General features: G+C 72.0%; 21 protein-coding genes and 1 pseudogene. 8 read left to right on the forward strand and 14 right to left on the reverse strand.

Features of this window, described 5'->3' with window-relative positions; genetic code table 11:
- Positions 1 to 14 precede the first annotated feature (14 nt).
- Genes ABZ887_RS21660 through ABZ887_RS21670 form a run of 3 tightly spaced genes read right to left on the reverse strand, consistent with a single transcriptional unit; the run spans position 15 to position 3,759 of the window.
- Positions 15 to 869: a xanthine dehydrogenase family protein subunit M gene (locus tag ABZ887_RS21660; protein ID WP_361291789.1), complete on the reverse strand. Its 855-nt coding sequence runs from the start codon at positions 867 to 869 to the stop codon at positions 15 to 17.
- Positions 866 to 3,238: a xanthine dehydrogenase family protein molybdopterin-binding subunit gene (locus tag ABZ887_RS21665; protein ID WP_361291791.1), complete on the reverse strand. Its 2,373-nt coding sequence runs from the start codon at positions 3,236 to 3,238 to the stop codon at positions 866 to 868. The genes ABZ887_RS21660 and ABZ887_RS21665 overlap by 4 nt, the downstream gene beginning before the upstream one ends.
- Entirely contained in the window at positions 3,235 to 3,759 is a 525-nt protein-coding gene (locus ABZ887_RS21670) for a (2Fe-2S)-binding protein (RefSeq protein WP_361291793.1), read from the reverse strand. The genes ABZ887_RS21665 and ABZ887_RS21670 overlap by 4 nt, the downstream gene beginning before the upstream one ends.
- Before the next feature lie 277 nt (positions 3,760 to 4,036).
- Between ABZ887_RS21670 and ABZ887_RS21675 the strand changes: the two genes are divergently transcribed.
- Positions 4,037 to 6,067, forward strand: a complete 2,031-nt coding sequence (locus ABZ887_RS21675; protein ID WP_361291795.1) for a translation factor GTPase family protein — start codon at positions 4,037 to 4,039, stop codon at positions 6,065 to 6,067.
- 67 nt (positions 6,068 to 6,134) lie between these two features.
- Positions 6,135 to 7,991: a cellulase family glycosylhydrolase gene (locus tag ABZ887_RS21680; protein WP_361291797.1), complete on the forward strand. Its 1,857-nt coding sequence runs from the start codon at positions 6,135 to 6,137 to the stop codon at positions 7,989 to 7,991.
- 59 nt (positions 7,992 to 8,050) lie between these two features.
- Here ABZ887_RS21680 and ABZ887_RS21685 read toward each other — a convergent pair whose 3' ends face one another.
- Positions 8,051 to 9,298 carry a YncE family protein gene (locus ABZ887_RS21685; RefSeq protein WP_361291799.1) on the reverse strand — a complete coding sequence of 416 codons (1,248 nt, stop codon included), beginning with the start codon at positions 9,296 to 9,298 and terminating at the stop codon, positions 8,051 to 8,053.
- Between the two features lie 182 nt (positions 9,299 to 9,480).
- Here ABZ887_RS21685 and ABZ887_RS21690 point away from each other — a divergent pair, with 182 nt between their 5' ends.
- A complete protein-coding gene (locus ABZ887_RS21690; RefSeq protein WP_361291801.1) occupies positions 9,481 to 10,146 on the forward strand; it encodes a TetR/AcrR family transcriptional regulator in 666 nt (221 codons plus the stop codon).
- Positions 10,147 to 10,221: 75 nt separating this feature from the next.
- On the opposite strand, the gene ABZ887_RS21695 is transcribed toward ABZ887_RS21690, so the two are convergent.
- On the reverse strand, positions 10,222 to 11,451 hold the full coding sequence (locus ABZ887_RS21695) for a glycosyltransferase (RefSeq protein ID WP_361291949.1): 1,230 nt from the start codon (positions 11,449 to 11,451) through the stop codon (positions 10,222 to 10,224).
- 238 nt (positions 11,452 to 11,689) lie between these two features.
- Here ABZ887_RS21695 and ABZ887_RS21700 point away from each other — a divergent pair, with 238 nt between their 5' ends.
- On the forward strand, positions 11,690 to 13,669 hold the full coding sequence (locus ABZ887_RS21700) for a ricin-type beta-trefoil lectin domain protein (protein ID WP_361291803.1): 1,980 nt from the start codon (positions 11,690 to 11,692) through the stop codon (positions 13,667 to 13,669).
- A 102-nt stretch (positions 13,670 to 13,771) separates the two neighbouring features.
- Here ABZ887_RS21700 and ABZ887_RS21705 read toward each other — a convergent pair whose 3' ends face one another.
- Entirely contained in the window at positions 13,772 to 14,107 is a 336-nt protein-coding gene (locus ABZ887_RS21705; RefSeq protein WP_361291805.1) for a hypothetical protein, read from the reverse strand.
- Positions 14,104 to 15,702 carry a cytochrome c oxidase subunit I gene (gene ctaD / locus ABZ887_RS21710; protein WP_361291807.1) on the reverse strand — a complete coding sequence of 533 codons (1,599 nt, stop codon included), beginning with the start codon at positions 15,700 to 15,702 and terminating at the stop codon, positions 14,104 to 14,106. The genes ABZ887_RS21705 and ctaD overlap by 4 nt, the downstream gene beginning before the upstream one ends.
- A gap of 105 nt (positions 15,703 to 15,807) precedes the next feature.
- On the opposite strand from ctaD, the gene ABZ887_RS21715 reads away from it, so the two are divergent.
- Positions 15,808 to 16,350, forward strand: coding sequence for a sigma-70 family RNA polymerase sigma factor (locus tag ABZ887_RS21715; RefSeq protein WP_361291809.1), 543 nt, complete (start codon positions 15,808 to 15,810; stop codon positions 16,348 to 16,350).
- The gene (locus tag ABZ887_RS21720) at positions 16,343 to 17,317 is read left to right on the forward strand and encodes a CU044_5270 family protein (RefSeq protein WP_361291811.1); all 975 of its coding nucleotides are present in this window, start codon (positions 16,343 to 16,345) and stop codon (positions 17,315 to 17,317) included. Before ABZ887_RS21715 ends, ABZ887_RS21720 begins: the two co-directional genes overlap by 8 nt.
- Positions 17,318 to 17,440: 123 nt before the next feature.
- Here the strand turns inward: ABZ887_RS21720 and ABZ887_RS21725 are convergent, their stop codons facing one another.
- Positions 17,441 to 17,608, reverse strand: a complete 168-nt coding sequence (locus ABZ887_RS21725; RefSeq protein WP_361291813.1) for a hypothetical protein — start codon at positions 17,606 to 17,608, stop codon at positions 17,441 to 17,443.
- The gene (locus tag ABZ887_RS21730; protein WP_361291815.1) at positions 17,596 to 17,961 is read right to left on the reverse strand and encodes a nuclear transport factor 2 family protein; all 366 of its coding nucleotides are present in this window, start codon (positions 17,959 to 17,961) and stop codon (positions 17,596 to 17,598) included. The genes ABZ887_RS21725 and ABZ887_RS21730 overlap by 13 nt, the downstream gene beginning before the upstream one ends.
- 173 nt (positions 17,962 to 18,134) lie before the next feature.
- On the opposite strand from ABZ887_RS21730, the gene ABZ887_RS21735 reads away from it, so the two are divergent.
- Complete coding sequence (locus ABZ887_RS21735; RefSeq protein WP_361291817.1) at positions 18,135 to 18,431, forward strand: hypothetical protein; 297 nt, start codon at positions 18,135 to 18,137, stop codon at positions 18,429 to 18,431.
- A 103-nt stretch (positions 18,432 to 18,534) separates the two neighbouring features.
- Here the strand turns inward: ABZ887_RS21735 and ABZ887_RS21740 are convergent, their stop codons facing one another.
- Positions 18,535 to 20,304: an ABC transporter ATP-binding protein gene (locus ABZ887_RS21740; protein ID WP_361291819.1), complete on the reverse strand. Its 1,770-nt coding sequence runs from the start codon at positions 20,302 to 20,304 to the stop codon at positions 18,535 to 18,537.
- A gap of 79 nt (positions 20,305 to 20,383) precedes the next feature.
- Positions 20,384 to 20,974, reverse strand: a complete 591-nt coding sequence (locus ABZ887_RS21745; RefSeq protein ID WP_361291821.1) for a rhodanese-like domain-containing protein — start codon at positions 20,972 to 20,974, stop codon at positions 20,384 to 20,386.
- 71 nt (positions 20,975 to 21,045) lie between these two features.
- On the opposite strand from ABZ887_RS21745, the gene ABZ887_RS21750 reads away from it, so the two are divergent.
- Positions 21,046 to 21,333, forward strand: coding sequence for a metal-sensitive transcriptional regulator (locus ABZ887_RS21750; protein ID WP_361291823.1), 288 nt, complete (start codon positions 21,046 to 21,048; stop codon positions 21,331 to 21,333).
- A 104-nt stretch (positions 21,334 to 21,437) separates the two neighbouring features.
- Here the strand turns inward: ABZ887_RS21750 and ABZ887_RS21755 are convergent, their stop codons facing one another.
- From ABZ887_RS21755 to ABZ887_RS21765, 3 genes and pseudogenes are all read right to left on the reverse strand, one after another.
- Positions 21,438 to 22,202 (reverse strand): sulfite exporter TauE/SafE family protein, encoded by a 765-nt coding sequence (locus tag ABZ887_RS21755; protein WP_361291825.1) that lies wholly within the window; start codon positions 22,200 to 22,202, stop codon positions 21,438 to 21,440.
- Positions 22,199 to 22,594 carry a rhodanese-like domain-containing protein gene (locus ABZ887_RS21760; protein ID WP_361291951.1) on the reverse strand — a complete coding sequence of 132 codons (396 nt, stop codon included), beginning with the start codon at positions 22,592 to 22,594 and terminating at the stop codon, positions 22,199 to 22,201. Before ABZ887_RS21760 ends, ABZ887_RS21755 begins: the two co-directional genes overlap by 4 nt.
- Positions 22,592 to 23,938: pseudogene (locus ABZ887_RS21765) on the reverse strand (MBL fold metallo-hydrolase); the annotation flags it as partial. The pseudogene ABZ887_RS21765 and the gene ABZ887_RS21760, both read right to left, overlap by 3 nt.
- Positions 23,939 to 24,031 lie beyond the last annotated feature (93 nt).

Here is a 24,031-nt window from a genome sequence, read left to right on the forward strand (position 1 = left end):
GGGGGAATCTGCACTCACCCCGTTCCGCCGGCGGCCAGCACGGCCCGCCTGGTCAGTACCCGCGCGAGGTGCTCCCGGTAGTCGGGCGAGGCCGACAGGTCCCGGGCGGGCCGGGTGCCCTCGGCCGCGGCCTCGGCGGCCCGGGCCACGGCCCCCGGGCCGTCGGCACCGGACAGCGCCTGCTCGGCCGCGCCGGCCCGCAGCGGGGTGGAGCCCATGTTGGTGAGCCCGATGCGCGCCTCGGCGATGTGCCCGTCGGCGCGCCGCACCAGCGCCGCGACCCCGACGATCGCCCAGGCCTGCGCCACCCGCTGGAACTTCTCGTAGTGGAAGCCCCAGCCGTCGGTCTTCGGGATCCGTACCTCGACGAGCAGTTCGTCGGGCGCGAGCGCCGACTGCAGGTAGTCCACGAAGAACTCCCCGGCCGGGATGGTGCGCCGGCCGCCCGGACCCTCGGCGACCAGTTCGGCGTCCAGGGCGAGCGCCACGGCGGGCAGGTCCCCGGCCGGGTCGGCGTGCGCGAGCGAGCCGCCGAGGGTGCCGCGGTGCCGTACGGCGGGGTCGGCGACGGTGGCCGTGGCCTGAGCCAGCAGCCCGGCGTGCCGCCGTACCAACGGGTCGCGGATGACGTCGTGGTGAGTGGTGAGCGCGCCGATGACGAGGGTGTCGCCGTCCTCGCGCACCCCGCGCAGCTCCGGGATCCGGCCGACGTCCACGACCAGCTCCGGGAAGGCGAGCCGCAGTCGCAGCAGCGGCAGCAGGCTCTGCCCGCCGGCCAGCACCTTCGCCTCCTCGCCCGCGTCGGCGAGCGCGCGCACCGCCTCGTCGACGCTGGCCGGACGGGCGTACTCGAATTCCGGGGGAATCATGCCGACGCCTCCTTCACCGCTCGCCACACCCGCTCCGGGGTGCAGGGCATCCGTACGTCCGTCACGCCCAGCGGACGCAGCGCGTCCACGACGGCGTTGACCACCGCGGGCGTCGACGCGATCGTCCCGGCCTCGCCGACCCCCTTGACGCCCATGGCGTTCGAGGCCGCCGGGGTCTCCGTCCGGTCGGTGACGAAGTCCGGCAGGTCGGCGGCCGACGGTACGAGGTAGTCGGCCATGGTCCCGGAGACGAGGTTGCCCTCGTCGTCGTAGACGGCCTCCTCGTACAGCGCCTGCGCGATGCCCTGCGCGAGTCCGCCGTGCACCTGGCCCTCGACGATCATCGGGTTGACGACATGGCCGACGTCGTCCACGCAGACGTACGACCTGATCCGGGTCCGCCCGGTCTCGGTGTCGACCTCGACCGCGCACAGGTGGGTGCCGTGCGGGTAGGAGAAGTTCTCCGGGTCGACCACCGTCTCCGCGTTGATGGACGGTTCGACGCCGTCGGGCAGGTCGTGGTTGGTGAACGTCTCGAAGGCGATCTCCTGGATGCTCTTCCGCGCCTCAGGGGAGCCCTTCACGGCGAACACGCCGTCCGTGAACTCCAGGTCCTGCTCGCTTGCCTCCAGCAGGTGCGCGGCGACCTTCCGCGCCTTCTCGACCACCTTCACGGCCGCCCGGTGCACGGCCTCGCCGCCCACGGCCAGCGACCGCGAGCCGTAGGTGTCCATGCCCTGCGGGGAGGACCGGGTGTCGCCGTGCACCACCTCGACGTCCTCGAACGGCACGCCGAGCACGTCGGCCGCGATCTGGCTCCAGCAGGTCTCGTGGCCCTGCCCGTGCGGACTGGTGCCGGTGACCACCTCGACCTTGCCGGTGGGCAGCATGCGGATGCTCGCCGCCTCCCAGCCGCCGGCCGCGTACCGGAGATCGCGCAGCACCCGGCTCGGCGCCAGCCCGCACATCTCGGTGTACGTCGACACGCCGATGCCGAGGCGTACCGGGTCGCCGCGTTCGTTGCGCTGCTGCTGCTCGGCACGGAGGTCGTCGTACCCGAACAGGGCGAGGGCCTTCTCGGTGGCAGCCTCGTAGTTGCCGGTGTCGTAGGTCAGCCCGGCGATCGAGGTGTACGGGAACTCCTCGTGCCGGATCCAGTTCCGGCGCCGCAACTCCACGGGATCCAGGCCGAGTTCGGCGGCCAGCTCGTCCATGGTCCGCTCGATGGCGAACGTCGCTTCGGGGCGTCCGGCGCCGCGGTAGGCGTCGGTGGGGGTGCGGGTGGTGAAGACGCCGGTGCAGGTGAAGTCGTACGCGTCCATCTTGTAGATCCCCGGGTACATGAAGGCGCCGAGGATCGGGATGCCGGGGGTGACCAGCATCAGGTAGGCGCCCATGTCGGCGGTCAGGTCCACCTTGAGGCCGAGCAGCCTGCCCTCGCGGGTGGCGGCGACCTCGACGTCCTGGATCATGCCGCGGCCGTGGTGGGTGGCGAGGTAGCCCTCGGAGCGGGACTCCGTCCACTTCACCGGGCGGCCGAGTCTGCGGGCGACGGCGAGCGCGACGGCCTCCTCGCCGTACACCTGGAGCTTGGAGCCGAAGCCGCCGCCCACGTCCGGGGCGATCACCCGGAGCTTCTGCTCGGGGATTCCGGTGACGGTGGCCAGCATGATCCGCAGGATGTGCGGGATCTGGGTCGCGGAGTACACCGTGTACTCGCCGGAGGCGGCGATCGGGGTGACCACGACCGCGCGCGGCTCCATGGCGTTGGGGATCAGCCGCTGCTGGTGGTAGCGCCGCTTGAGGGTGACGTCGGCGCGCTGCCGTACGGCCTCGAAGCTCTCGCCGGTGGCGAGCGGCCAGGTGTAGCAGCGGTTGGTGCCCTTGTCGGAGTGGACCAGCGGGGCGTCGTCGGCCAGCGCGGCCTCCAGGCCGAGGACCGGGGGCAGCGGGTCGTAGTCGACCTCGACCGCCTCCAGCGCGTCGGCGGCGGCGTACCGGTCGCGGGCCACCACGACGGCCACCGGGTCGCCGGCGTGGCGGACCTCGTCGACGGCGATCGGCGGGTGGTCCGGCAGCACGATGTCCTCGGTCAACGGCCAGGCGCAGGGCAGCGAGCCCAGGCCCTCGGCGAGGTCGGCGCCGGTGAACGCGGCGATGACCCCGGGGCGTTCCAGGGCGGCGGAGACGTCGACGCGGGTGAGGCGGGCGTGTGCCATCGGGCTGCGCAGGACCGCGAGGTGGAGCAGCCCGGCGACCTGGATGTTGTCGGTCCAGCTGGTCTGGCCGGTGATCAGCCGGGCGTCCTCCTTGCGCAGCCGGGAGCGGCCGATCTCGCGTGCGGCGGCTTGTACGGCCTGGTCGGTCATGCCGTGGCCTCCTCGGGTACCTGTTGCCCGGAGGGGGCCTGCTGTCCGGCCTGCTGCCCGTCCGGTTGTCCGGCGGCGGCGAGCACCGCGCGGACGATGTTCTGGTAGCCGGTGCACCGGCACAGATTGCCCTCCAGCGCCTCCCGGACCTCGTCGGAGGACGGGTGCGGGTTCTCCCGCAGCAGATCCCGGGCCGCCATGATCATCCCGGGGGTGCAGTAGCCGCACTGCAGCCCGTGCCGCTCGTGGAACGCCCGCTGCAGCGCCGTCCACTGTCCGTCCTCGGCCAGCCCCTGGACGGTGGTCACCGTGCAGCCGTCCGCCTGGACGGCCAGCACCGAGCAGCTCTTGACGGTCGCCCCGTCCAGGTCGACCGTGCACGCGCCGCAGTTCGAGGTGTCGCAGCCGATCGGGGTGCCGGTCAGGCCGAGACGGTCGCGCAGGTAGTGGGCCAGCAGCAGACGGGGCGCCACCTCGTCCTCGTAGGGCGTGCCGTCCACCGTCACCTTGATGTGGGTCATGTGGCCTCCAGACCGTGTGGCGGGAACGAGTAGTTTGAGCCAGACGGCGTGATGTAGGTCACTCTAGAACCGTGTCGAGTGGGCGGCGAGTGCTGCGGCGCGGGCTCTTGTCGAGCGCCGGACGGGGGTCCTGCCGAGCGTTAATCGATTGCGGCCGCCGGGGCCGTCCTGCTGCACTGCTCCTCACCCGACGTCACGGAGAGAGGACCACCGATGCGCACTGCGTGCATGTCCACCGAGGAAGGAATCCCACCCATGGCGAAGGACATCACGACCGGTGCATCTGCTCAATCTCGGAATTCTCGCGCATGTCGACGCAGGTAAGACCAGCCTGACCGAACGACTGCTGCACACCGCCGGCGTCATCGCCGAGCTCGGCAGTGTCGACGACGGCAGCACCACGACCGACTCGCTCGCCCTGGAGCGGCAGCGCGGCATCACCATCAAGTCCGCCGTCGTGTCGTTCCCCCTCGACGGCGTCACCGTCAACCTCATCGACACCCCGGGGCACCCGGACTTCATCGCCGAGGTGGAGCGGGTTCTCGGTGTCCTCGACGGCGCGGTGCTCGTCATCTCGGCCGTGGAGGGCGTCCAGGCGCAGACCCGCGTCCTGATGCGGACCCTGCGGCGGCTGCGCATCCCCACCCTGGTCTTCGTCAACAAGATCGACCGGCGGGGCGCCCGCGGCGACGCCGTGCTCGCCCAGCTGGCCCGCAGGCTCGCCGTGCCGCTCGTCCCCATGGGCCGGGCCACCGCGCTCGGCACCCGCGCCGCCCGCTTCCTGCCCGGCCTCGGCCCGGCCGCGCTGGACACGCTCGCCGACCGGGACGACGCGCTGCTCGCCGCCTACCTCGACGGCAGCGTCCCCGACGCCCGGCTGCGCGCCGCCCTCGCCGAGCAGACCCGGCGGTCCCTGGTCCACCCCGTGTACTTCGGCTCCGCCGTCACCGGTGCCGGCGTGCCCGACCTGGTCGCCGGCATCGAGCGGCTGCTCCCGGCCGCCGCCGGAGACCCGGCCGGGCCGCTGTCGGCCTCGGTCTTCAAGGTGGAGCGGGGCCCGGCGGGCGAGAAGATCGCGTACGCCCGCCTCTTCTCCGGGAGCCTCGCGGTCCGTGACCGGGTCCTGTTCGGGGACGGTCACGGGACGGGGGAGACCCGGGCCGCCGACCGCGGCGCGTCCGGCCGGGCGGCCACCGGCCGGCCGGAAGGGCGGGTCACCGCGCTCAGCGTGTTCGAGTGCGGTACGGACCTCCGGCAGGACAGCGCCGGTGCCGGGCGGATCGTCAAGCTGTGGGGGCTCGGCGGCATCCGGATCGGCGATGCGCTCGGCGCGCCCGGCCGGGCGTACGAGCACCACTTCGCGCCCCCGACCCTGGAGACCGTCGTGGTTCCCGGGCCGGGCACCGACCGGCGCTCCCTGCACGTCGCCCTCACCCAGCTCGCCGAGCAGGACCCGCTGATCGACGTCCGGCACGACGAGGCACGGCAGGAGACCTCCGTCTCCCTCTACGGCGAGGTGCAGAAGGAGGTGATCCAGGCGACCCTCGCCGACGAGTACGGCCTGGACGTGGCCTTCCGGGAGTCGACGACCATCTGCGTCGAACGGCTCACCGGCGCCGGGGCCTCCGTCGAGTTCAACAAGAAGGACGGCAACCCCTTCCTCGCGACGGTCGGCCTGCGGGTGGAGCCGGCCCCGCCCGGCGCGGGCGTCGGCTTCCGTCTGGAGGTGGAGCTGGGCTCGATGCCGTACGCCTTCTTCAAGGCCGTCGAGGACACCGTGCGCGAGACCCTCGGCCAGGGGCTGCACGGCTGGCGTGTCCCGGACTGCACGGTGACCATGACCCACTCCGGCTACTCGCCCCGGCAGAGCCATGCCCACCAGGGTTTCGACAAGAGCATGTCGAGCACCGGATACGACTTCCGCGGACTGACCCCGCTGGTGCTCACCGAGGCGCTGCGGCGGGCCGGCACCCTGGTGCACGAGCCCATGCACCGCTTCCGCCTGGAGGCCCCGGTGGACACGCTGGGCGCGCTGCTTCCGGTGCTCGCCGGGCTCGGCGCGGTACCGCAGCGGACCGGGACCGAGGGGGTGCTCGCGGTCCTGGAGGGCGCGGTGCCGGCGGCCCGGGTGCACGGACTGGAGCAGCGGCTGCCGGGGCTGACCCGGGGCGAGGGCGAGCTGGAGACCGCCTTCGACCACTACGCGCCGGTGGAGCGGGGCCCCGTCCCGGAGCGGCCGCGCACCGACCACAACCCGCTGAGCCGTAAGGAGTACCTGTTGAACGTGACCGGTCGAGTGGCCGGCTGAGCGAACCGGTACTCAACTTACTCGTGAGTCAGAAGTATTGACTGTGTCCGGAAATCACCGGACTGTAATGGACATGACGAATATCCGGGCACGACTGATCGTTGTCCTGGTTGTCCTCTGCGGATTCCTCGCGGTGGCGGGCGTCCCGTCCGCCACCGCAGCCACCCCGTCCGGCTCCCTCTCGTTCGACGGCACCGCGCTCACCGTGCAGAACGGCCGTTTCGTCGACGGCCAGGGCCGTGAGGTCGTGCTGCGCGGCTACAACGTCTCCGGCGAGACCAAGCTGGAGGAGAACAGCGGCCTGCCCTTCGCCTCGGTCGCCGACGCGAAGAAGTCCGCCACCGCGCTGCGCGCCCTCGGCGGCGGCAACGCCGTGCGCTTCCTGCTCTCCTGGGCGCACGCCGAACCCGTCCAGGGCCAGGTCGACACCACCTACCTGGCCAACGCGACCGCGCAGATGCAGGCGTTCCTGGACGCCGGCATCCGCGTATTCCCCGACTTCCACCAGGACCTGTACTCCCGCTACCTGTTCAACTCGGGCAGCTGGTACACGGGCGACGGCGCTCCCGAATGGGCCGTGGCGCTGGGCGACTACCCGACCGAGTACTGCGGCATCTGCTTCCTCTGGGGGCAGAACATCACCCAGAACGCGGCCGTCCAGGAAGGCCAGTACGACTTCTGGCACAACAACTACGGCCTCCAGGACGCCTTCCTGGCCACGGCCCAGACCACCATGACCTACCTGGCCCAGCACCTGACGTCCGACGAGTTCGCCGGCGTGGTCGGCTTCGACCCGTACAACGAGCCGTACGCCGGCTCCTACGACTCGGGCGAGGCCTCCCGCACCTGGGAGCAGAACCGGCTGTGGCCCTTCTACCAGAGGTTCCGCGCCCGGATGGACGCGGCCGGCTGGAGCAGCAAGCCCGCCCTCGTCGAACCGAACCTCTTCTGGAACGGCAACGTCACCAAGGAGGAGGGCGGCCTGCTGGACGCGGGCACGCTCGGCTCGCGCTACGTCTTCAACACCCACTTCTACGACCAGAAGGCGATCTCCGGCATCCTGATGTGGGGCAACGCCGCCGACGGCCAGTACTCCACCGACTTCGGCACCGTCCGGGACCGGGCGTCGGCCGCCGGGACCACGGCGATCGTCAGCGAGTTCGGGCATCCGCTGGCCGGCACCACCGCAGGCAAGGCGCCGACCGTCGACAAGGCCATGTACCAGGCCCTCGACTCCCGCCTCTCCGGGGCCAACTGGTGGTCGACCCCGGCGTCCTCCGGTCCGGTCCTCTCCGGCACCCAGTGGCAGTGGGACATCTACAGCGGCCGCCACCACGAGCTGATGAACGACAACCCCGACAAGGTCCTCACCTCCGGCGACGCCTGGAACGACGAGGACATGTCCGCGGTGAACCTGACCGACTCCGGTACCGTGACGCTCCGTCAGGACGCCCGACTGCTCGACCGGATCTACCCGAGTGCCACCTCCGGCTCCACCCTCGCCTACACCTACGAGGACCGTTCCCGGGACGGTTCCACGACCCTGACCTGGAACCCGGTGCCCAGCTCGCTGCCGAACGTGGCCGCGCTGGTCGGCTCCGGCCAGTACGCCGTCCAGGTCTGGCGCTCCAGCAGCGCCACCGCACCGACCGACCTGCACCTCCCGGCCTCCTTCCCGACCGCGTCCACCACCGTCGTCTCCGACCTGGGCACGTCCTACGCGCCCCCGTCGTACACGTCCTCGACCCCGGTCGGCGTGGCGGCGGAACCGGGTGGGACGGGCAGCCGTCGACTGCTGCTCACCGACTCGGACTCCGGCGTGCTGCACTTCGCGCTGGTGACCAACGGGGCGACCTCGCCCAGCTCCACCCTGCTGAACGCGGCCAAGGCGGAACTGGCCGCCTGGGTTGCGGCGAAGTTCTGAGCAGTGCTTCGGCCTCCGGGGTGCCGCGCATCCCGGAGGCCGAAGTCCATGATGAGCCGTCAACTCCCGGACGAACCCGTCCAGTCGGCCTGCACATGGCCGAGCCGGACGCGCTGCGGGTGGTCGCCCACCGGGACGGAGAGCACCTTCTGACCGGTGCCGAAGTCGATGGCCGTCACCTGGTCGGCACCGGCCTCCGAGATGATGCAGTCCTTGCCGTCGCCGCTCACGGTCGCCCAGTAGGGCGTGGACGCGGTGACGAGCGGGCCCTCCTGGAGCGTGGCCCGGTCCACGACCGTCGCGTAGTTGTCCATCGTCCCGGCGACGCACAGCTTGGTGCCGTCCGGCTTCATCGAGATGCCGTGGTGGCGCGAGTCGAGGAGCCAGGTGGTGCGGTCGGTGCTGGTCGCCGGGTTCGCCGGCAGCGTCTTCACCCGGGTGATCTTGTCGGTGGCGATGTCGTACTCCAGGAAGCCGTTGAAGAACGACACCTGGAAGTACATCTTCGACCAGTCGGGCGTGAAGGCCGCGGGCCGGACCGCGTCCGAGAAGTCCGTCAGGCCGATCGCGTCCAGCCGGTCCCGCATGTCGATGGTCTTGACCTGCTTGTAGGTCGTGGCGTCCGCGACGGTGATGTGCCGGTCGCCCTTCGTCCAGTCCCAGATCGGATCGTCGAGCGAGGTGGTGACCTCGCCGATCGCCATGTTCCAGATGTACTTGCCGTCGGGGCTGAAGACGTTCTCGTGCGGCTTGTCACCGGTGGCGAACTCGCCCAGTTCCTTACCGGTGTTGATGTCCAGCACCTGCACCTTGTTCGCGGTGGACGCCGAGACCGCGACCTTCGTGCCGTCGGGGGAGACGGCCATGTGGTCGGCGCGGTAACCGGCCACCGGGAAGCGCCAGTTGATCGTGTCGGTGGCGAGGTCGATGGAGACGACGTCGGCGAAGCTCGGGCGTGAGACGACCACGGACTTCCCGTCCGGGGTGGAGTACATGTCGTCCACGTACTGGTCGTGGCCCTGGCCGACCTCGTTGCGGATCGACGTGTAGTAGATCCACTTGATGGGGTCGGCGTTGATCTCGGCGATCCGGGCGGCCTTGTCGGGGATGACGTTGAGCTGGCCGACCTTGGCGAAGTCGCCGGTCGAGTTCAGGACGGTCGCGGTGCCGTCCCAGTTGTTGCCGACGAACAGCACCTCGCGCAGGGACGCGTCGGCCGCGGCGGTGGCGGCGGTCGCGGGTGCGGCGACGGTCAGGACGAGGGCGGCGGCCACGGAGCAAAGGTGCCTGGATCTGAAGGCAGGCATGACTGCTCTCTCCTCTGAAGGGGGGTGGGGACGCGCCCGTGCCCGTGCGGTCAATGGGTCACGAAATCTGAACACAGGCGCGTTCAAAGTGAACTTACTGAAAAGTAAGGAGGGGGTGGCTGAGTCCACAAGAGGCGTACGCGAGAAAATTGGCCATCGGGCGGTCGACGGAGGGGGCAATCTTGGCGGGCAGGCTCAAGGCACCGACGGGTCGCTACGGCGGCCGGTCCGCCGAGGAACGCAAGGCCGAGCGGCGTCGGCGCTTCCTGGACGCGGCGCTTCGACTCTTCGGCGACGCACCGGGGTTTCGCGCCACCACCGTCGCCGCGCTGAGCCAGGCGGCGGGTCTGTCGACCCGTCAGTTCTACGAGGAGTTCCGCACGTTGGAGGACGTGCTCGCCGCGTTGCACCTGGAGGTCAACGGGTGGGCGGAGGCGGCGGTGGCGGCGGCGTTCGCGGAGGCGGAGCCGCTGCCGCTCGTCGAGCGGGTGACGGTGCTGTTCCGGGCCTACGCCCGGGACGTCACCTCCGACCCGCGTCGTATCCGCATCGCCTTCGTGGAGATCATCGGGGTCAGTCCCCGGCTGGAGGAGCAGCGGCTGGCGCGGCGGGCGCGGTGGGTGGAGCTCATATGCAGCGAGGCGGACGCGGCGGCGGCGCGGGGGGACGCGGCGCCGCGGGACTACCGGCTGGCGGCGACGGCGTTCATCGGCAGCGTGAACGGGTTGCTGCACGACTGGAGTGCGGGGTGGGTGGACGCGAGTCTGGATGACGTCGTGGAGGAGTTGGTGCGGTTGCTGGTGGGGATCTTGCGGCCGGAGGGGTGGACGGAGGGGGGCTCGCGGTAGTTGTGTGTCTGCGGGTGCCTTGTGGCTGGTCGCGCAGTTCCCCGCGCCCCTGACGGGGCGCCCGGTCTCCGGCATCTATCGGGCTAGGTCGGCTACCGCTGCGACCACCGCGGTCACGCCGTCCTCCGCTTGGATGCTACGGCCCAATTCCGCTGCTCGCTGCGCGAATTCGGGACGTCGGGTCGCCTGCCTGAGCGCATCCGCCAGTGTCTCCACGCGCAACCCCCGCAGCGGAACGGCAGCCGGTGCCACCCCGAGGCCCACCAGCCGCGCCGCCCAGAACGCCTCGTCGAACTGGATCGGCAGCGGTACCGCCGGGACCCCTGCCCGCAGGCCTGCCGCCGTCGTGCCCGCGCCCGCGTGGTGGACCACCGCCGCCATCCGGGGGAACAGGACCGAGTGCGGCAGCTCGCCGATGGTCAGCATGTCGTCGCCGTCGGCGGTCAGGCCGCCCCAGCCGCTCTGGATCACCCCGCGCAGCCCGGCCTTGCGGAGGGCCGCCACGACCTGTCGGCTCAGGAGTCCGGCGTCGGGGACCGTGGCGCTGCCCAGGCCGACGAAGACCGGCGGCGGCCCGGCGTCGAGGAACGCCCGCACGTCGTCGGGAAGTCGGGCCTCGCCGTCGTACGGCCACCAGTAGCCGCACACCCCGAGGCCCGGGCGCCAGTCGCGGGGGCGGGGGACCACCTGGGGGCTGAAACCGTGCTGGACGGGCCACAGCCTGCGCTCCCTGGCCCGGCGGGCGGTGCCGGAGCGCTGCGAGGGCAGGGCCAGGCGGGTGCGCAGCGCGGGGACGGTGGATGCGAAGACCTGTTCCACGGCCAGGGTCACGCCGTGTCCGGCGATCCGGTTGCCGGTGGCGCCCCACGTGCCGCCGCCGAGCACGGGCGGCGCGAACTCCCGGGTGGCGGCGAGTGGTTGGAGGTAGACGCCCATGCTCGGCAGTCGCAGCCCCTCCGCGATGGTGTGGCCGATCGGGGCCAGGGAGGCCGACAGCAGGAGGATGTCGCTGGCCTGTGCGGCCGCGAGCAGGTCGTCCGTCATCCGTCCGACCAGCCGGCGGGCCAGCTCCACCACCCGCAGCAGTTTGCCGACCCCGCTGGCGCTGCGGTGCAGCCCGCGCCCCCGGGCGGACTCCAGCTCGGTCCGGGGATCGACCGGCAGGGGGTGGAAGCCGACTCCGGACCCTTCGACCAGCCCCGCGAAGCGGGCGTGTGTGACCAGGGTGACCTCGTGTCCGGCACGGCTCAGCCCGTACCCGAGTCCGGTGTAGGGGGCCACGTCGCCCCGCGAGCCCGCCGTCATGATCGCTACGCGCACGCCCAGCAGTATGACGGCGCACGCGTCCCGGTGGGGTGAACGACTCGTAGGGAACGGCGACTTCACGCCTGTCACAGCCGTTGACTTCACCCTCCGGCGGCTCTACGGTCGGCGCGCGACATGTTCGGGACATCGATCCATGTTCGTAATCACGAACAACATGGCCAGCGTGCCGAACGTGAGTGAGCCGTACCCCCCTCGTGCACCCCCGTGGAGGAGCCGCATGTACCCCCCGCCCAGATCGACCGGCAGCGGTCTCGTACGACACCTGTGGGCCGCCGCCGTGCGCACCCTCGCCCTGACCCTGACGGCCGCCGCCGCGCTTCTCTTCGCCGCTCCGGGACCGGCCCAGGCCGCGACCGTTCCGCAGGTCTCGGTGCCCACCGCCCCGATGGGCTGGGCCTCCTGGAACAGCTTCGCGGCGAAGATCGACTACGACGTCATCAAGGCGCAGGTCGACGCGTTCGTCGCGGCCGGCCTCCCGGCCGCCGGCTACAAGTACATCAACATCGACGAGGGCTGGTGGCAGGGCACCCGGGACAGTGCCGGCAACATCACCGTCGACACCAGTGAGTGGCCCGGTGGCATGAGCGCCATCGCCGACTACATCCACAGCAAGGGCCTGAAGGCCGGCATCTACACCGACGCGGGCGCGAACGGCTGCGGCTACTACTACCCGACCGGCCGCCCCGCCGCCGCCGACACCGGCAGCGAGGGGCACTACGCCCAGGACATGCTCCAGTTCTCCGAGTGGGGCTTCGACTTCGTGAAGGTCGACTGGTGCGGCGGCGACGCCGAGGGCCTGGACGCGGCCACCACGTACCGGTCGATCAGCTCGGCCGTCGCCACGGCCGCCGCCACCACCGGCCGCCCGCTGACCCTGTCCATCTGCAACTGGGGCTACCAGAACACCTGGAACTGGGCGACGGGCCTCGCCCCCATGTGGCGGACCAGCACGGACATCTACTACTACGGCGGCACGGCGTCGCAGTCGGCCGTCCTGTCCAACTTCGACCAGACCCTGCACCCGGCCGCCCAGCACACCGGTTACTACAACGACCCCGACATGCTCACCGTCGGCATGTCCGGCCTCACGGCGGCCCAGAACCGCACCCACATGGCCCTGTGGGCGATCTCCGGAGCGCCGCTGCTCGCCGGCAACGACCTCACCACGATGACCAGCGAGACGGCCGCCATCCTCAAGAACTCCGACGTCGTCGCCGTCGACCAGGACGCGCGGGGGCTGCAGGGCGTCAAGGTCGCCGAGGACAGCACCGGTCTGCAGGTCTACAGCAAGGTCCTCGCCGGCACGGGCACTCGCGCGGTCGTGCTGCTCAACCGCACCTCCGCCGCCGCGAACATCACCGCCCGCTGGTCCGACCTCGGCCTGACCAGCGCCTCCGCGACGGTCCGCGACCTGTGGGCGCAGACGAACCTCGGCTCGTACGCGACGAGTTACACCGCCAGCGTGCCGGCCGGCGGCTCGGTGATGCTCAAGGTCAGCGGCGGCACGGAGGCGGCGAGCACCAGCTACAGCGCGTCCTCCACCGGCAAGTACACCGGTGTCGGCGCCGCGAGCACCGGCCTGGACGTCGTCGACGTCGCCTACACCAACTCCGGCTCCACCGCCGTCACCGGCACCCTCCAGGTCAACAGCCAGACCGCGACCACGGTCTCCTTCCCGCCGACGGGGTCCGCGCAGGGCACCGTGTCCGTGCAGGTCGACCTGAGCAAGGGGTCGGGCAACTCGCTCACGTTCACCGGGAGTTCGCTGCCGTCGCTCGGCTCGATCGCGGTGAGCCCGATCCCCGGAACCAACGGCACACTCGTCGTGGGCAAGGCCTCCAGCCGCTGTGCCGATGTCTACAACAACACCATCACCAACGGCACCCAGGCCGAGATCTGGGACTGCAACGGCGGTCAGAACCAGGCGTGGACGTACACCTCGCGCAAGGAGTTCGTGGTGTACGGCAACAAGTGCCTCGACGCCTACAACCAGGGCACGACCAACGGCACCAAGGTCGTCATCTGGGACTGCAACGGGCAGAACAACCAGAAGTGGAACGTCAACTCGGACGGGACGATCACGAACGTCAACGCCGGGTTGTGCCTGGATGCGTATGGCGCGGCCACGAGTAACGGGACTTCGCTGGTGCTGTGGGCCTGCAACGGGGGGACCAATCAGCAGTGGAGTCAGAGCTGAGCTGAGTCGGTAGTTGGTCGGGTGCGGGTGGGCTGTGGCTGGTCGCGCACACGCGGCGGCAGCCGCATATCAGTCACAGCCCCGCGCCCCTTTGGGGCGCGCTCATGTAGTCAGCGTCAGCAGAGTCGTTGCCGTCAGCATTGCGCAGGTCAGCAGGGAGCAGGCCAAGATGCGCCGGCGTAGCGACCGGTATCTGGTGTCGTACTCACGTCTCAGTTGTTCGCCGCGTTCCGCAGTGCGGTGCCAAGACGCTCTGGCCAAGTCCAGGTACTCCGCTTCGAAATATCGCTCCACGTCGGCCCGTTGAGTGTCCGTGAGCCAGCCGAAGCGGTCCGCGAGCCGAGCCGCCGCCCTCCGGCCCTCCTCCCTGGTCGCGGACAGCAGCAGATGCCCCTCGATCTGGTTGACCAGTTCCCGTTCCTCCTCCCGCGCCGTCATCGTGCGCTCAACTCCTGCTCCACGGCCGCATGGTGCAGGTCGAACGCCGGTGACTCGCTGCGTATCCGCGGCAGGGTGACGAAGTTGTGGCGCGGGGGCGGGCACGACGTCGCCCACTCCAGGGAGCGGCCGTAGCCCCACGGGTCGTCCGACTCGACCTTCTCCCCGTACCTGGCCGTCTTCCAGACGTTGTAGAAGAACGGGAGCAGGGACGCGCCCAGCAGGAACGAGAAGATCGTCGAGACCGTGTTGAGCGTGGTGAGGCCCTCGGCCGCCAGGTAGTCGGGGATCCGGCGTTGCATGCCCTCGGCGCCCAGCCAGTGCTGGACCAGGAACGTGCCGTGGAAGCCGGTGAACAGGGTCCAGAAGGTGATCTTGCCGAGCCGCTCGTCCAGCATCCTGCCCGTGAACTTGGGCCACCAGAAGTGGAATCCGGCGAACATCGCGAAGACGACCGTACCGAAGACCACGTAGTGGAAGTGGGCGACGACGAAGTACGAGTCGGAGACGTGGAAGTCGATCGGCGGGGACGCGAGCATCACGCCGGTCAGACCGCCGAAGACGAAGGTCACCAGGAAGCCCGTGGTCCAGAGCATGGGTGTCTCGAAGGACAGCGAGCCCTGCCACATGGTGCCGATCCAGTTGAAGAACTTCACTCCCGTCGGGACGGCGATCAGGAAGGTCATGAAGGAGAAGAAGGGGAGGAGCACGCCTCCCGTGACGTACATGTGGTGGGCCCATACGGTCACCGAGAGGCCGGCGATGGCGATGGTCGCCCCCACCAGGCCGAGGTAGCCGAACATCGGCTTGCGGGAGAAGACCGGGATGACCTCGGAGACGATGCCGAAGAACGGCAGCGCGATGATGTACACCTCCGGGTGGCCGAAGAACCAGAAGAGGTGCTGCCAGAGCAGCGCTCCGCCGTTGGCCGCGTCGAAGACGTGGGCGCCGAACTTCCGGTCCGCCTCAAGGGCGAACAGGGCGGCGGCGAGGACGGGGAAGGCGAGCAGGACCAGCACGGCGGTCAGCAGCACGTTCCACACGAAGATCGGCATCCGGAACATGGTCATGCCGGGTGCGCGCATGCAGATGATCGTGGTGATGAAGTTGACCGCGCCGAGGATGGTGCCGAAGCCGGAGAGGGCCAGCCCCATGATCCACATGTCGGTGCCGGCGCCCGGCGAGCGGACCGCGTCCGACAGCGGTGCGTAGGCGAACCAGCCGAAGTCGGCCGCGCCCTGCGGGGTGAGGAAGCCGCCGACCGCGATGGTGGAGCCGAGCAGGTAGAGCCAGTAGGCCAGCATGTTCAGGCGCGGGAAGGCCACGTCCGGGGCGCCGATCTGGAGCGGCATGATCCAGTTCGTGAAGCCGGCGAACAGCGGCGTCGCGAACATCAGCAGCATGATCGTGCCGTGCATCGTGAACGCCTGGTTGAACTGCTCGTTCGACATGATCTGGAGGCCGGGGCGGGCCAGTTCGGCGCGCATCAGCAGGGCCGTCACCCCGCCGAGAAGGAAGAACGCGAACGCTGTGACCAGGTACAGCGTTCCGATCGTCTTGTGATCCGTGGTCGTGAGCCACTTGAGGTTCCGCATGCCCCGCCTGTGTCCGGGCTGTGCCCGCCGGTCACACTCGACGGATGCGACGAGCGTCACGGAGACGGGTGTGACGATCGGGCAGGTGCCGGACAGGAACGGGACATGAGCAACGACGAGGTCTTCGCCGCTGCCTATCGCCGGCACTACTGGGCGGTCAGCCGCTATGTCGCGCGGCGACTGGACGGGCGGACCGGCGAGGTGGAGGAAGTGGTGGCAGAGGTGTTCACGGTGGCCTGGCGCCGCCGCGCCGACCTGCCGGCCGCCCCACTGCCCTGGCTGTACGGCGTGGCACGCAACTGCCTCGCCAACGCGGTGCGCGGGTACGGGCGCCGCCGCCGGCTCCTGGACCGGGTGGGCAACGACGACACCGCGCACCGACGGCACGTCGTGGACAGCCCCGGCAGCGAGCGGCCCGGCGCCTGGGTGCACGAGGCGCTCGCCCGGCTGTCCCCGGCCGACCAGGAGGTGCTGCGGCTGACGGCGTGGGAGGAACTCGGCGTCGACGAGGTCGCCGTCGTCCTGGGCTGCGGGAAACGGGCGGCGGCGATGCGGCTGCACCGGGCCCGCCGCCGGCTCAGAGCCGAGATCGACCGACTGCGCCCCCCTGCCGCCGAGGCTCTCTCCGAGGGACACCGCCATGGCTGACGAACTCGACCTGCTGCGCGCCGCCGACCCGGCCCCCGCCGACGGCCCCTACTTCGGCGACGGCCCCCTCGACCACACCGCCGAACGGCACCTCGCCCGGCTGCTGCACGAGCCGCGCCCCGTGCGCCGGACCCGGCCGCGGCTGGCGTGGGGGCTGGTCGCGGCCGTCGCCGTGGTCGCGACCACGCTGACGCTGCTGCTCGGCGGCTCCTCGGGCACGCCCGCCCTCGCCGCACCCCGGCCACTGACCGTCCGTGCCCACTCCGTGCCCGTACCGCTCGCGGACGTGGCGGAACTGGCCGCCGTCGCGGCCCGGGACGGGACGCCGGCCCTCCGCCAGGGCACCCATGTGCAGTCCTGGAGCCTGGGCATGAGCGACGGCAAGCCGCCCGTCACCCTGCCCGAGGAGAGAGTCGTGCGCTGGCAGGCCGACGGCAGCCACACCGAACTGGTCGTGGCCACCGACCCGAGCCGTCCGGGCCGCCCGGTCCTCACCGACGAAGGCGACACACCGCGGCTCGTCGAGGACGGCCATGTGCTCAGCCGGCGGACCTATCCGCCGATGTGGGGCGACGCCCCACCGCTGGCGACACCCCCGCACGACCCGGCGAAGCTGCGCGCCTACCTCACCGAGCTGAACCACACCGACACCCTCGACACGCCCGAACTCCTCGACGCGGCCGCGGAGTTGCTGGACAACTGGACGCTAGGCGCCGGTGAGTCGGCGGCGCTGGCCGAACTCCTCGCGAAGGCCGGCGGACTGCGCCCGGTGGGGGAGGTCACCGACCGGCTGGGCCGCACCGGGCAGGCGTACGTCTACGACAGCGGCTCCGGGCCGCGCCGGATGCTGATCCTCGACCCGGCCACCGGGACCGTCCTCGGCATGGAGTCCACCCTCACCCGGGACGACCCCGAGTACGGCGTGAAAGCCGGGGCCGTCATGCAGTACAGCGCCTGGATGCGCTGAGCACGCCCCGCGTCACGCCCCGAGCTGCCGGGCGGCCGCCGTCACCGTCTGCTCCGGCAGCACGGCGATGGTCATCGGGCCGCTTGCCGGACACGCGGTTCGCCCCCGTGGGCAACCGAGCCGTCAGCGCTTCCCGCGGCGGTGCGGTGCCCGCAGGACCGTCCACAGCAGAAGGGCGGGCGCACCGCGACGCCGGCGGCGGGCGTGTCCCAGCGCCGCCCGCGCCGAGAAGGTCCAGGTCAACCGGGAGCTGACCTGGACCCTCGCGGTCCTCCCGACTACTCGTCCCATGCCTGGATCATGATCTGCTCGGCGATCTTGCCGTCGCGCAGCGTGATCATCGACTCGGCCAGCACCCGGACCCCGTCCCCGTACTCGCAGGACTCGCTGAAGGCGGCCTTGTCGCCCTGGACGATGCACTGGTCCAGCGTGTGTGTCATGTCGCGGCTGTAGACGTCGTCCAGCAGCGCGGCGATGTCCCTGCGGCCGTGCAGGACCTTGGGGTGGCTGGGCTGGGTGTTGCGGTCGATGATGCGGATCTCCGCGTCGTCCGCGTAGAGCGCCAGCAGACTGTTCCCGGTGTTCCCCTCTATGGCCCGGCGCAACGTGGCGGTGTCGAACGTGGAACCGGTCGCGGTGCCCATGGTGACCTCCTGCGGGAGCCCGCGACCCGATGCGGAGCAGGCCGCGCGAGCCCCTCACATCGAGCGTCCTCCGCCCCGCCGGGCTCGGCAAGCGCAGGCCGCGCACTCCGCCTGACGGGTGAGGGGGAGCGGCTGCCCGTGTCCGGCCCGGTGCCGGGGCCGTTGCTGAGGACATGATCTCAACACGACGTATCGTCGCCGCCGTCGGCCTTGCCGTCGGGGTCACCGGCCTCGCCGCGCCGCTGGCGAACGCGGCCGACGCGAGCGCGCAGCACCCCGGGAAGCTCACCGCGCTCGGCGTGCTCGACTCGCTCGCCCGCAGTGACATCCCGGCGCCGTACAAGGACGAGATCCCGAAGGTCTCGGACCAGCTGCAGGGCCTGAACGGAGTCCAGCGGCTGGGCGAACTGCACCAGGTCACCGACCTGGCCGCGCCCGTCATGGGACTGGTGCCGGCCGTCCAGTCCTGACCCCCTTGGCCGCACCGCGAGGGCCGTCCCGGAACCGGGGCGGCCCTCCGCCGTACCCGGCCCCCGGCCCCAGGACGCCGTGACCTACGGTTGGCTGCCGTGGTCAGTGCTCGGAGGCGAGGAACTGCGTCGCCGCCAGCTCCGCGTACAGCGGGTCCGCCGCCACCAGCTCGCGGTGCGTGCCCACCGCACGGACCCGGCCCGCGTCCATGACGACGATCCGGTCCGCCATGGTCACCGTCGACAGCCGGTGCGCGACCACCAGCACCGTGGTCGACCGCGCCACGTCGGCGACCGTGTCCCTGAGCGCCGCCTCGTTCACCGCGTCCAGCTGCGAGGTGGCCTCGTCCAGGAGCAGCAGCCGGGGCCGGCGCAGCAACGCCCGGGCGATCGCGACCCGTTGCCGCTCCCCACCGGACAGCTTGGTCCCGCGATGCCCGACCAGCGTCTCCAGCCCGTGTGGCAGCCGGGCGACCAGGCCGTCGAGCCGGGTCGTCTTCACCACCCGCGCGACCGCGTCCTCGTCCGCCTCCGGGTTGCCGAGCAGCAGGTTGTCCTTCAACGACCCTGACAGCACCGGCGCGTCCTGCTCGACGTACCCGATCGCCGACCGCAGCAGCGGCAGTTCCCAGTCGGCCACCGGGCGGCCGTCCACGGCGATCGTGCCGGACTCGGGGTCGTAGAACCGCTCGATCAGCGAGAACACCGTGGTCTTGCCGGCGCCGGACGGCCCGACGAACGCCGTCATGCCCCGCGCGGGGACGTCGAAGCTGACACCGTGGTGGACGTACGGCAGGTCGTCGGCGTAGCGGAAGCGCACGTCGGCGAAGGCGACCGAGGCCGGTTCCGCGCCGCCCGCGGGCAACTCGGCGGGCGGGGAAGCGGGTTCGGCGGGCAGCTGCAGTGCCTCCTGGATCCGGGCGAGCGCGCCGGCGCCGGTCTGGTACTGGGTGATCGCCCCGACGACCTGCTGGATCGGCTGCATCAGGTAGAAGACGTAGAGCAGGAACGCCACCAGCGTGCCCACGCCGATCGCACCGGTCGCCACCCGGGCGCCGCCGACCGCGAGCACCGTGATGAACGCCAGCTGCATCGCGAGCCCCGCCGTGTTCCCGGCGGCCGCCGACCACTTGGCGGCCCGCACGCTCTGCCGCCAGGACTCCTCCGCCGCCTCGTGCAGGGCCAGCTCCTCGCGGTGCTCGGCACCCGACGCCTTCACCGTGCGCAGCGCGCCCAGCACCCGCTCCAGCGAGGCTCCCATCACCCCGACCGCGTCCTGCGCCCGGCGGCTCGCCCGGTTGATGCGCGGCACGATCGTGCCCAGCACCGTGCCCGCCAGGGCGATCACGACGAGGGTGACGCCAAGGAGCACGGGATCGACCACCCCCATCATCACCACGGTGGCGACCAGGGTGAGTCCGCCGGTGCCGAGCGCCACCAGCGAGTCCGTGGTGACCTCGCGCAGCAGGGTGGTGTCCGAGGTGATCCGCGCCATCAGGTCACCGGGTTCGGTGCGGTCCACGGCGGTGATCCGCAGCCTGAGCAGGTACGACGACAGGGTGCGCCGCGCCCCGAGCACCACCGACTCGGCGGTGCGCCTGAGCACGTACGAACCCAGCGCGCCCAGCGCGGCGTTGCCGACCACCAGAGCGGCCATCGCGAGCAACTCGGCGGTGATGGAACGGTCGTGGGACAGGTCGTCGATCAACCCCCGGGCCACCAGCGGCAGCAGCAGCCCGGTCGCGCCCGTCACCAGGGAGAGCACCGCGCCGGCCAGCAGGGCCCAGCGGTGCGGCCGTACATAGGAGAGGAGCAGCCGGAACACGGGCTCCTTCGGCTGACTCGTCGGAACTGCGTCTGCGGCGGCGGTCACGGTGCTCCTCGTCCGGCGGTGGGCGGCGCCCTCCGACGCTCCCCAGGCTACGTCGGCCGCTCCCGGTACCGGCGTGCGGTCAGCCGCGGGCGGAACCGGGGGCGGCGAGGGCCGCGAGGGTCGCGTCGAGGTCCGTCGCGCGCGGCCGGTTGTGCGGCAGCTTCGCCAGCAGCGCGGCCATGCCGCACGTGTCGGTGAGCGCGGAGTACACCAGGCCGCCCGCGACCCCCGCCGACAGCAGCAGCCAGGCCGGGTGCAGTTGCCCGAGGGCCAGTCCGGCGAGGACGACCGTCCCGGCGGTGAACCGCACCTGGCGCTCCATGGCCCAGGCCGCCCGGGACCCGCCGCGCGGCCGGTGCAGTTCGTGACCGCGCGCGGCCCAGCCGCGGGTGCCGCCGGTGAGGGTGGCCGCCGGGATGCCGTGCCCGGCGAGGACCGCCCGGGCGTTCTCGGCGCGGGCGCCGGAGGCGCAGACGAGGAGGAGCTCGCCGTGCGCCGCCCGGAGCGCGGGCAGGGCCCGGTCCAGGCTGTCCAGCGGGATGTTGTGGGCGCCGGGGAGATGGCCGGACGCGTACTCGCCCGGGGTGCGGACGTCGACGACGGTGAGTTCGGGGAGCCGGGCGAGGGCGTGGGCGGGGTCGAGTGCCGGGTGTGACGGTGTGGTGGACACGAGGATGCGATCCTTTCGGGAGGTGATGAGCGGCGCGGTACCATACCCCTACGGGTATGTGAGGAGTGGTCGTGGAGCTTCAGTTCGAAGGTGATGAGCTCAAGTCGGTGCTGAACCGGCTGCGCCGGGCGCAGGGGCAGATCTCCGGCGTGATCAAGATGATCGAGGAGGGCCGTGACTGCGAGGACGTGGTCACCCAGCTCGCCGCCGCCTCGCGCGCCCTGGACCGTGCGGGCTTCGCGATCATCGCGACCGGGCTCCAGCAGTGCATCGCCGACCCCGGGCGGGGCGGCGCGGACGGCGAGACCACCGAGCAGATGAAGGCCAGGCTGGAGAAGCTGTTCTTGTCACTGGCCTGAGCGATCTTCTGGAAGTGCTGCGATATGCCGTCTGCTGACTGCGGCGCCGTTGTGGCTGGTCGCGCAGTTCCCCGCGCCCCTTCGGGGCGCTGCCGCCGAGGGCGTCAGCCGATCGCGTCCGCCAGCATGAACGCGGCCACCGCGAGCAGCGCGTAGGCGAAGATGCGCTGGAGGGTGCCCGCGGACAGCCGGGCCGCGAGTCGTCTGCCGTCCCAGGCGCCCAGGATCGCGGCCCCGGCGAACGGGCCCACGGCCGACCAGTCGACGTCCGCCGCCGAACCGGTGCGTGCCGCCAGCGCGGTGAGCGAGTTGATCGTGATGACCAGCAGGCTGGTTCCGATCGCCGCGCGCATCCGCAGCCCGACGACGTTCACCAGGGACGGTACGGCGAGAAACCCGCCGCCCACGCCGAGCACCCCGGTCACCGCGCCGAGACCGGCGCCCGCCCCGGCCACCCGGGACGCCCTGGCCGCTACCGGCACCGCGGTGGACCCGGTGGTGGACCCGGTGGTGGACGGCCGCAGCATCCGCAGTGCCGCCACCGCGGCGAGCACCGCGAACGCCCCGGTCAGCAGCGCCGAAGGCAACTGCCGGGAGATCGCGCCGCCCACTGCCGCCGGCACGATCCCGGCCGCCGCGAAGACGGCCCCGGCCCGCCACCGCACCGCGCCCTCGCGGGCGTGCGCGACGAGCGCCGTGGCCGAGGTGACCGTGACGACGACCAGGCTGGCGGTGGTGGCCGCGGCCGGGGTGAAGCCGAGCAGGTAGATCAGCGCCGGTACGGCCAGCACACTGCCGCCACCGCCCAGGGCCCCGAGCGCCAGCCCGGTGACCGCCCCGGCGCCGAGAGCGAGCAGGAGCGCGCTCATTCGGGGGTGCCCTCGGCGCCGACCGCGAGGCCCGCCGCGCGCCAGGCGGTCATCCCGCCCTCGACGTCCACGGCGTCCAGTCCGCGGGCCGTCAGCAGCGCCACCGCCTCCCGCGACCGCCGCCCCGAGCGGCAGATCACGACGAGCGGGCGGTCCGCGGCGGCCGGTGGCAGCGGAGCCCCGGCCGACAGCCCGGACAGCGGGGCGTGCACGGCTCCCGGCGCGTGTCCGGCCACCCATTCGCCGGCCTCGCGGACGTCCAGCAGCACGGCGTGCGCGTCGGTGCGCACCATTGCGTCCGCGTCCGTGTGCACCACCGTGTCCGCGTCCGTGCGCACCACTGCGTCCGCGCTCGTGCGCTCCCGCGCCTCGGCCGGTGTGAGCCGGGCCATCGGCAGTCCGGCCGCGCGCGCCGCCGCGAACCCGTCGTCGACGGCGACCACCGAACGCCCGGCCGCGTCGAGGAGCGAGGCGGCGACGGCCGCCCGCATCCCGCCCGCACAGTGCACCCACACCGTGCCGCCGGGTATCTCGCCGAGCCGCTCCCGCAGCTGGTGCAGGGGTATGTGGAGGGAGCCCCGGATGTGGCCGCCGGCCCGTTCCGTGTTCCGGCGCACGTCCAGGACGACGACGTCGCGCGTCCCGTGCCCCGCCAGCTCCGCGAACGTGGCCCGCGGGAAGGAACGGGGCCGTTCGCCCGGACGCAGCCAGGCCCCTGGGGTGCCGGTGGCGGCCGCGGCCGGGCGGTCGATGCCGACGCGGGTCAGTTCCCGCTGGGCGGCGGCGAGCTGCGCGGCCGACTCGGCGAGCAGCGTGACCGGCCTGCCCCAGGGCAGCAGCCAGGCCAGATAGGTGGCGAGCTGTCCGTCGGCCTCGAAGTTCAGCGCGCCCGGGACATGGCCCTCGGCGAACGCCACCCGGTTGCGCAGGTCCACCACCCACTCCCCGGCGGCCAGCCGCGCCGCGATCTGTGCCGCGTCCGCCCGGCGCGGCGGCGTGAGGTCGACGGGGGCCGGGCCCCCGGAGTTCAGCGGGCCCATGTGGGCGTAGTACGCCGGGACGTCGTCGAGCCCGGCCAGCAGCTCGTCGACGAACGTGTCGACGTCCTTGACCAGCGCCTCGTTCACCGCGCGCTCCCGGCCGATGGTGGTGGCGGAGCCGGAGGCGTCCCCGGCCGAGCAGAAGCTGCCGAAGCCGTGGGTCGGCAGCACCGCCGTCCCGTCCGGCAGCTCGGCGGCCAGCCGGTGCGCCGAGGCGTGCTGCGCCCGGGCCAGCTCGCCGGTGAGCCGGGGCTCCACCAGGTCGGGCCTGCCGACCGTGCCGATCAGCAGCGAGCCGCCGGTGAAGACGGCCACCGCGCGCCCGGTCTCCTCCAGGACGTACGACGTGTGGTGCGGGGTGTGCCCGGGGGTGGCCAGCGCGCGCAGCGCGAGGCCCGCCTCGATCTCCAGCACGTCCCCGTCGGCCACCGGCACCCTCTCGTACGCCACCCGTGCCCCGGCCGGCACGACGTACGCGGCGCCGGTCAGCCGGGCCAGTTCGAGGCCGCCGGAGACGTAGTCGTTGTGCACATGCGTCTCCACGACCTGCGTGAGCCGCACCCCGCGCCGGGCGACGGCCGCCAGCACCCGGTCCACGTCCCGGGGCGGATCGACCGCGACGGCGCCGTGCGCCCCGCCCGCCAGATAGCCGCGGTTGCCCAGTCCGGGCACCTCGATGGTGTCGACGAAGGACATGGCGGCACACTCCTCTCCTCGTTCCCCGGAAATTACCCCCGGGGGTATATGTGCCATCGTAGCAGAGGTACCCCCGGGGGTATGTGGGGGAGG

The organism is Streptomyces sp. NPDC047061 (genome assembly GCF_040643955.1).
Taxonomy (GTDB): domain Bacteria; phylum Actinomycetota; class Actinomycetes; order Streptomycetales; family Streptomycetaceae; genus Streptomyces.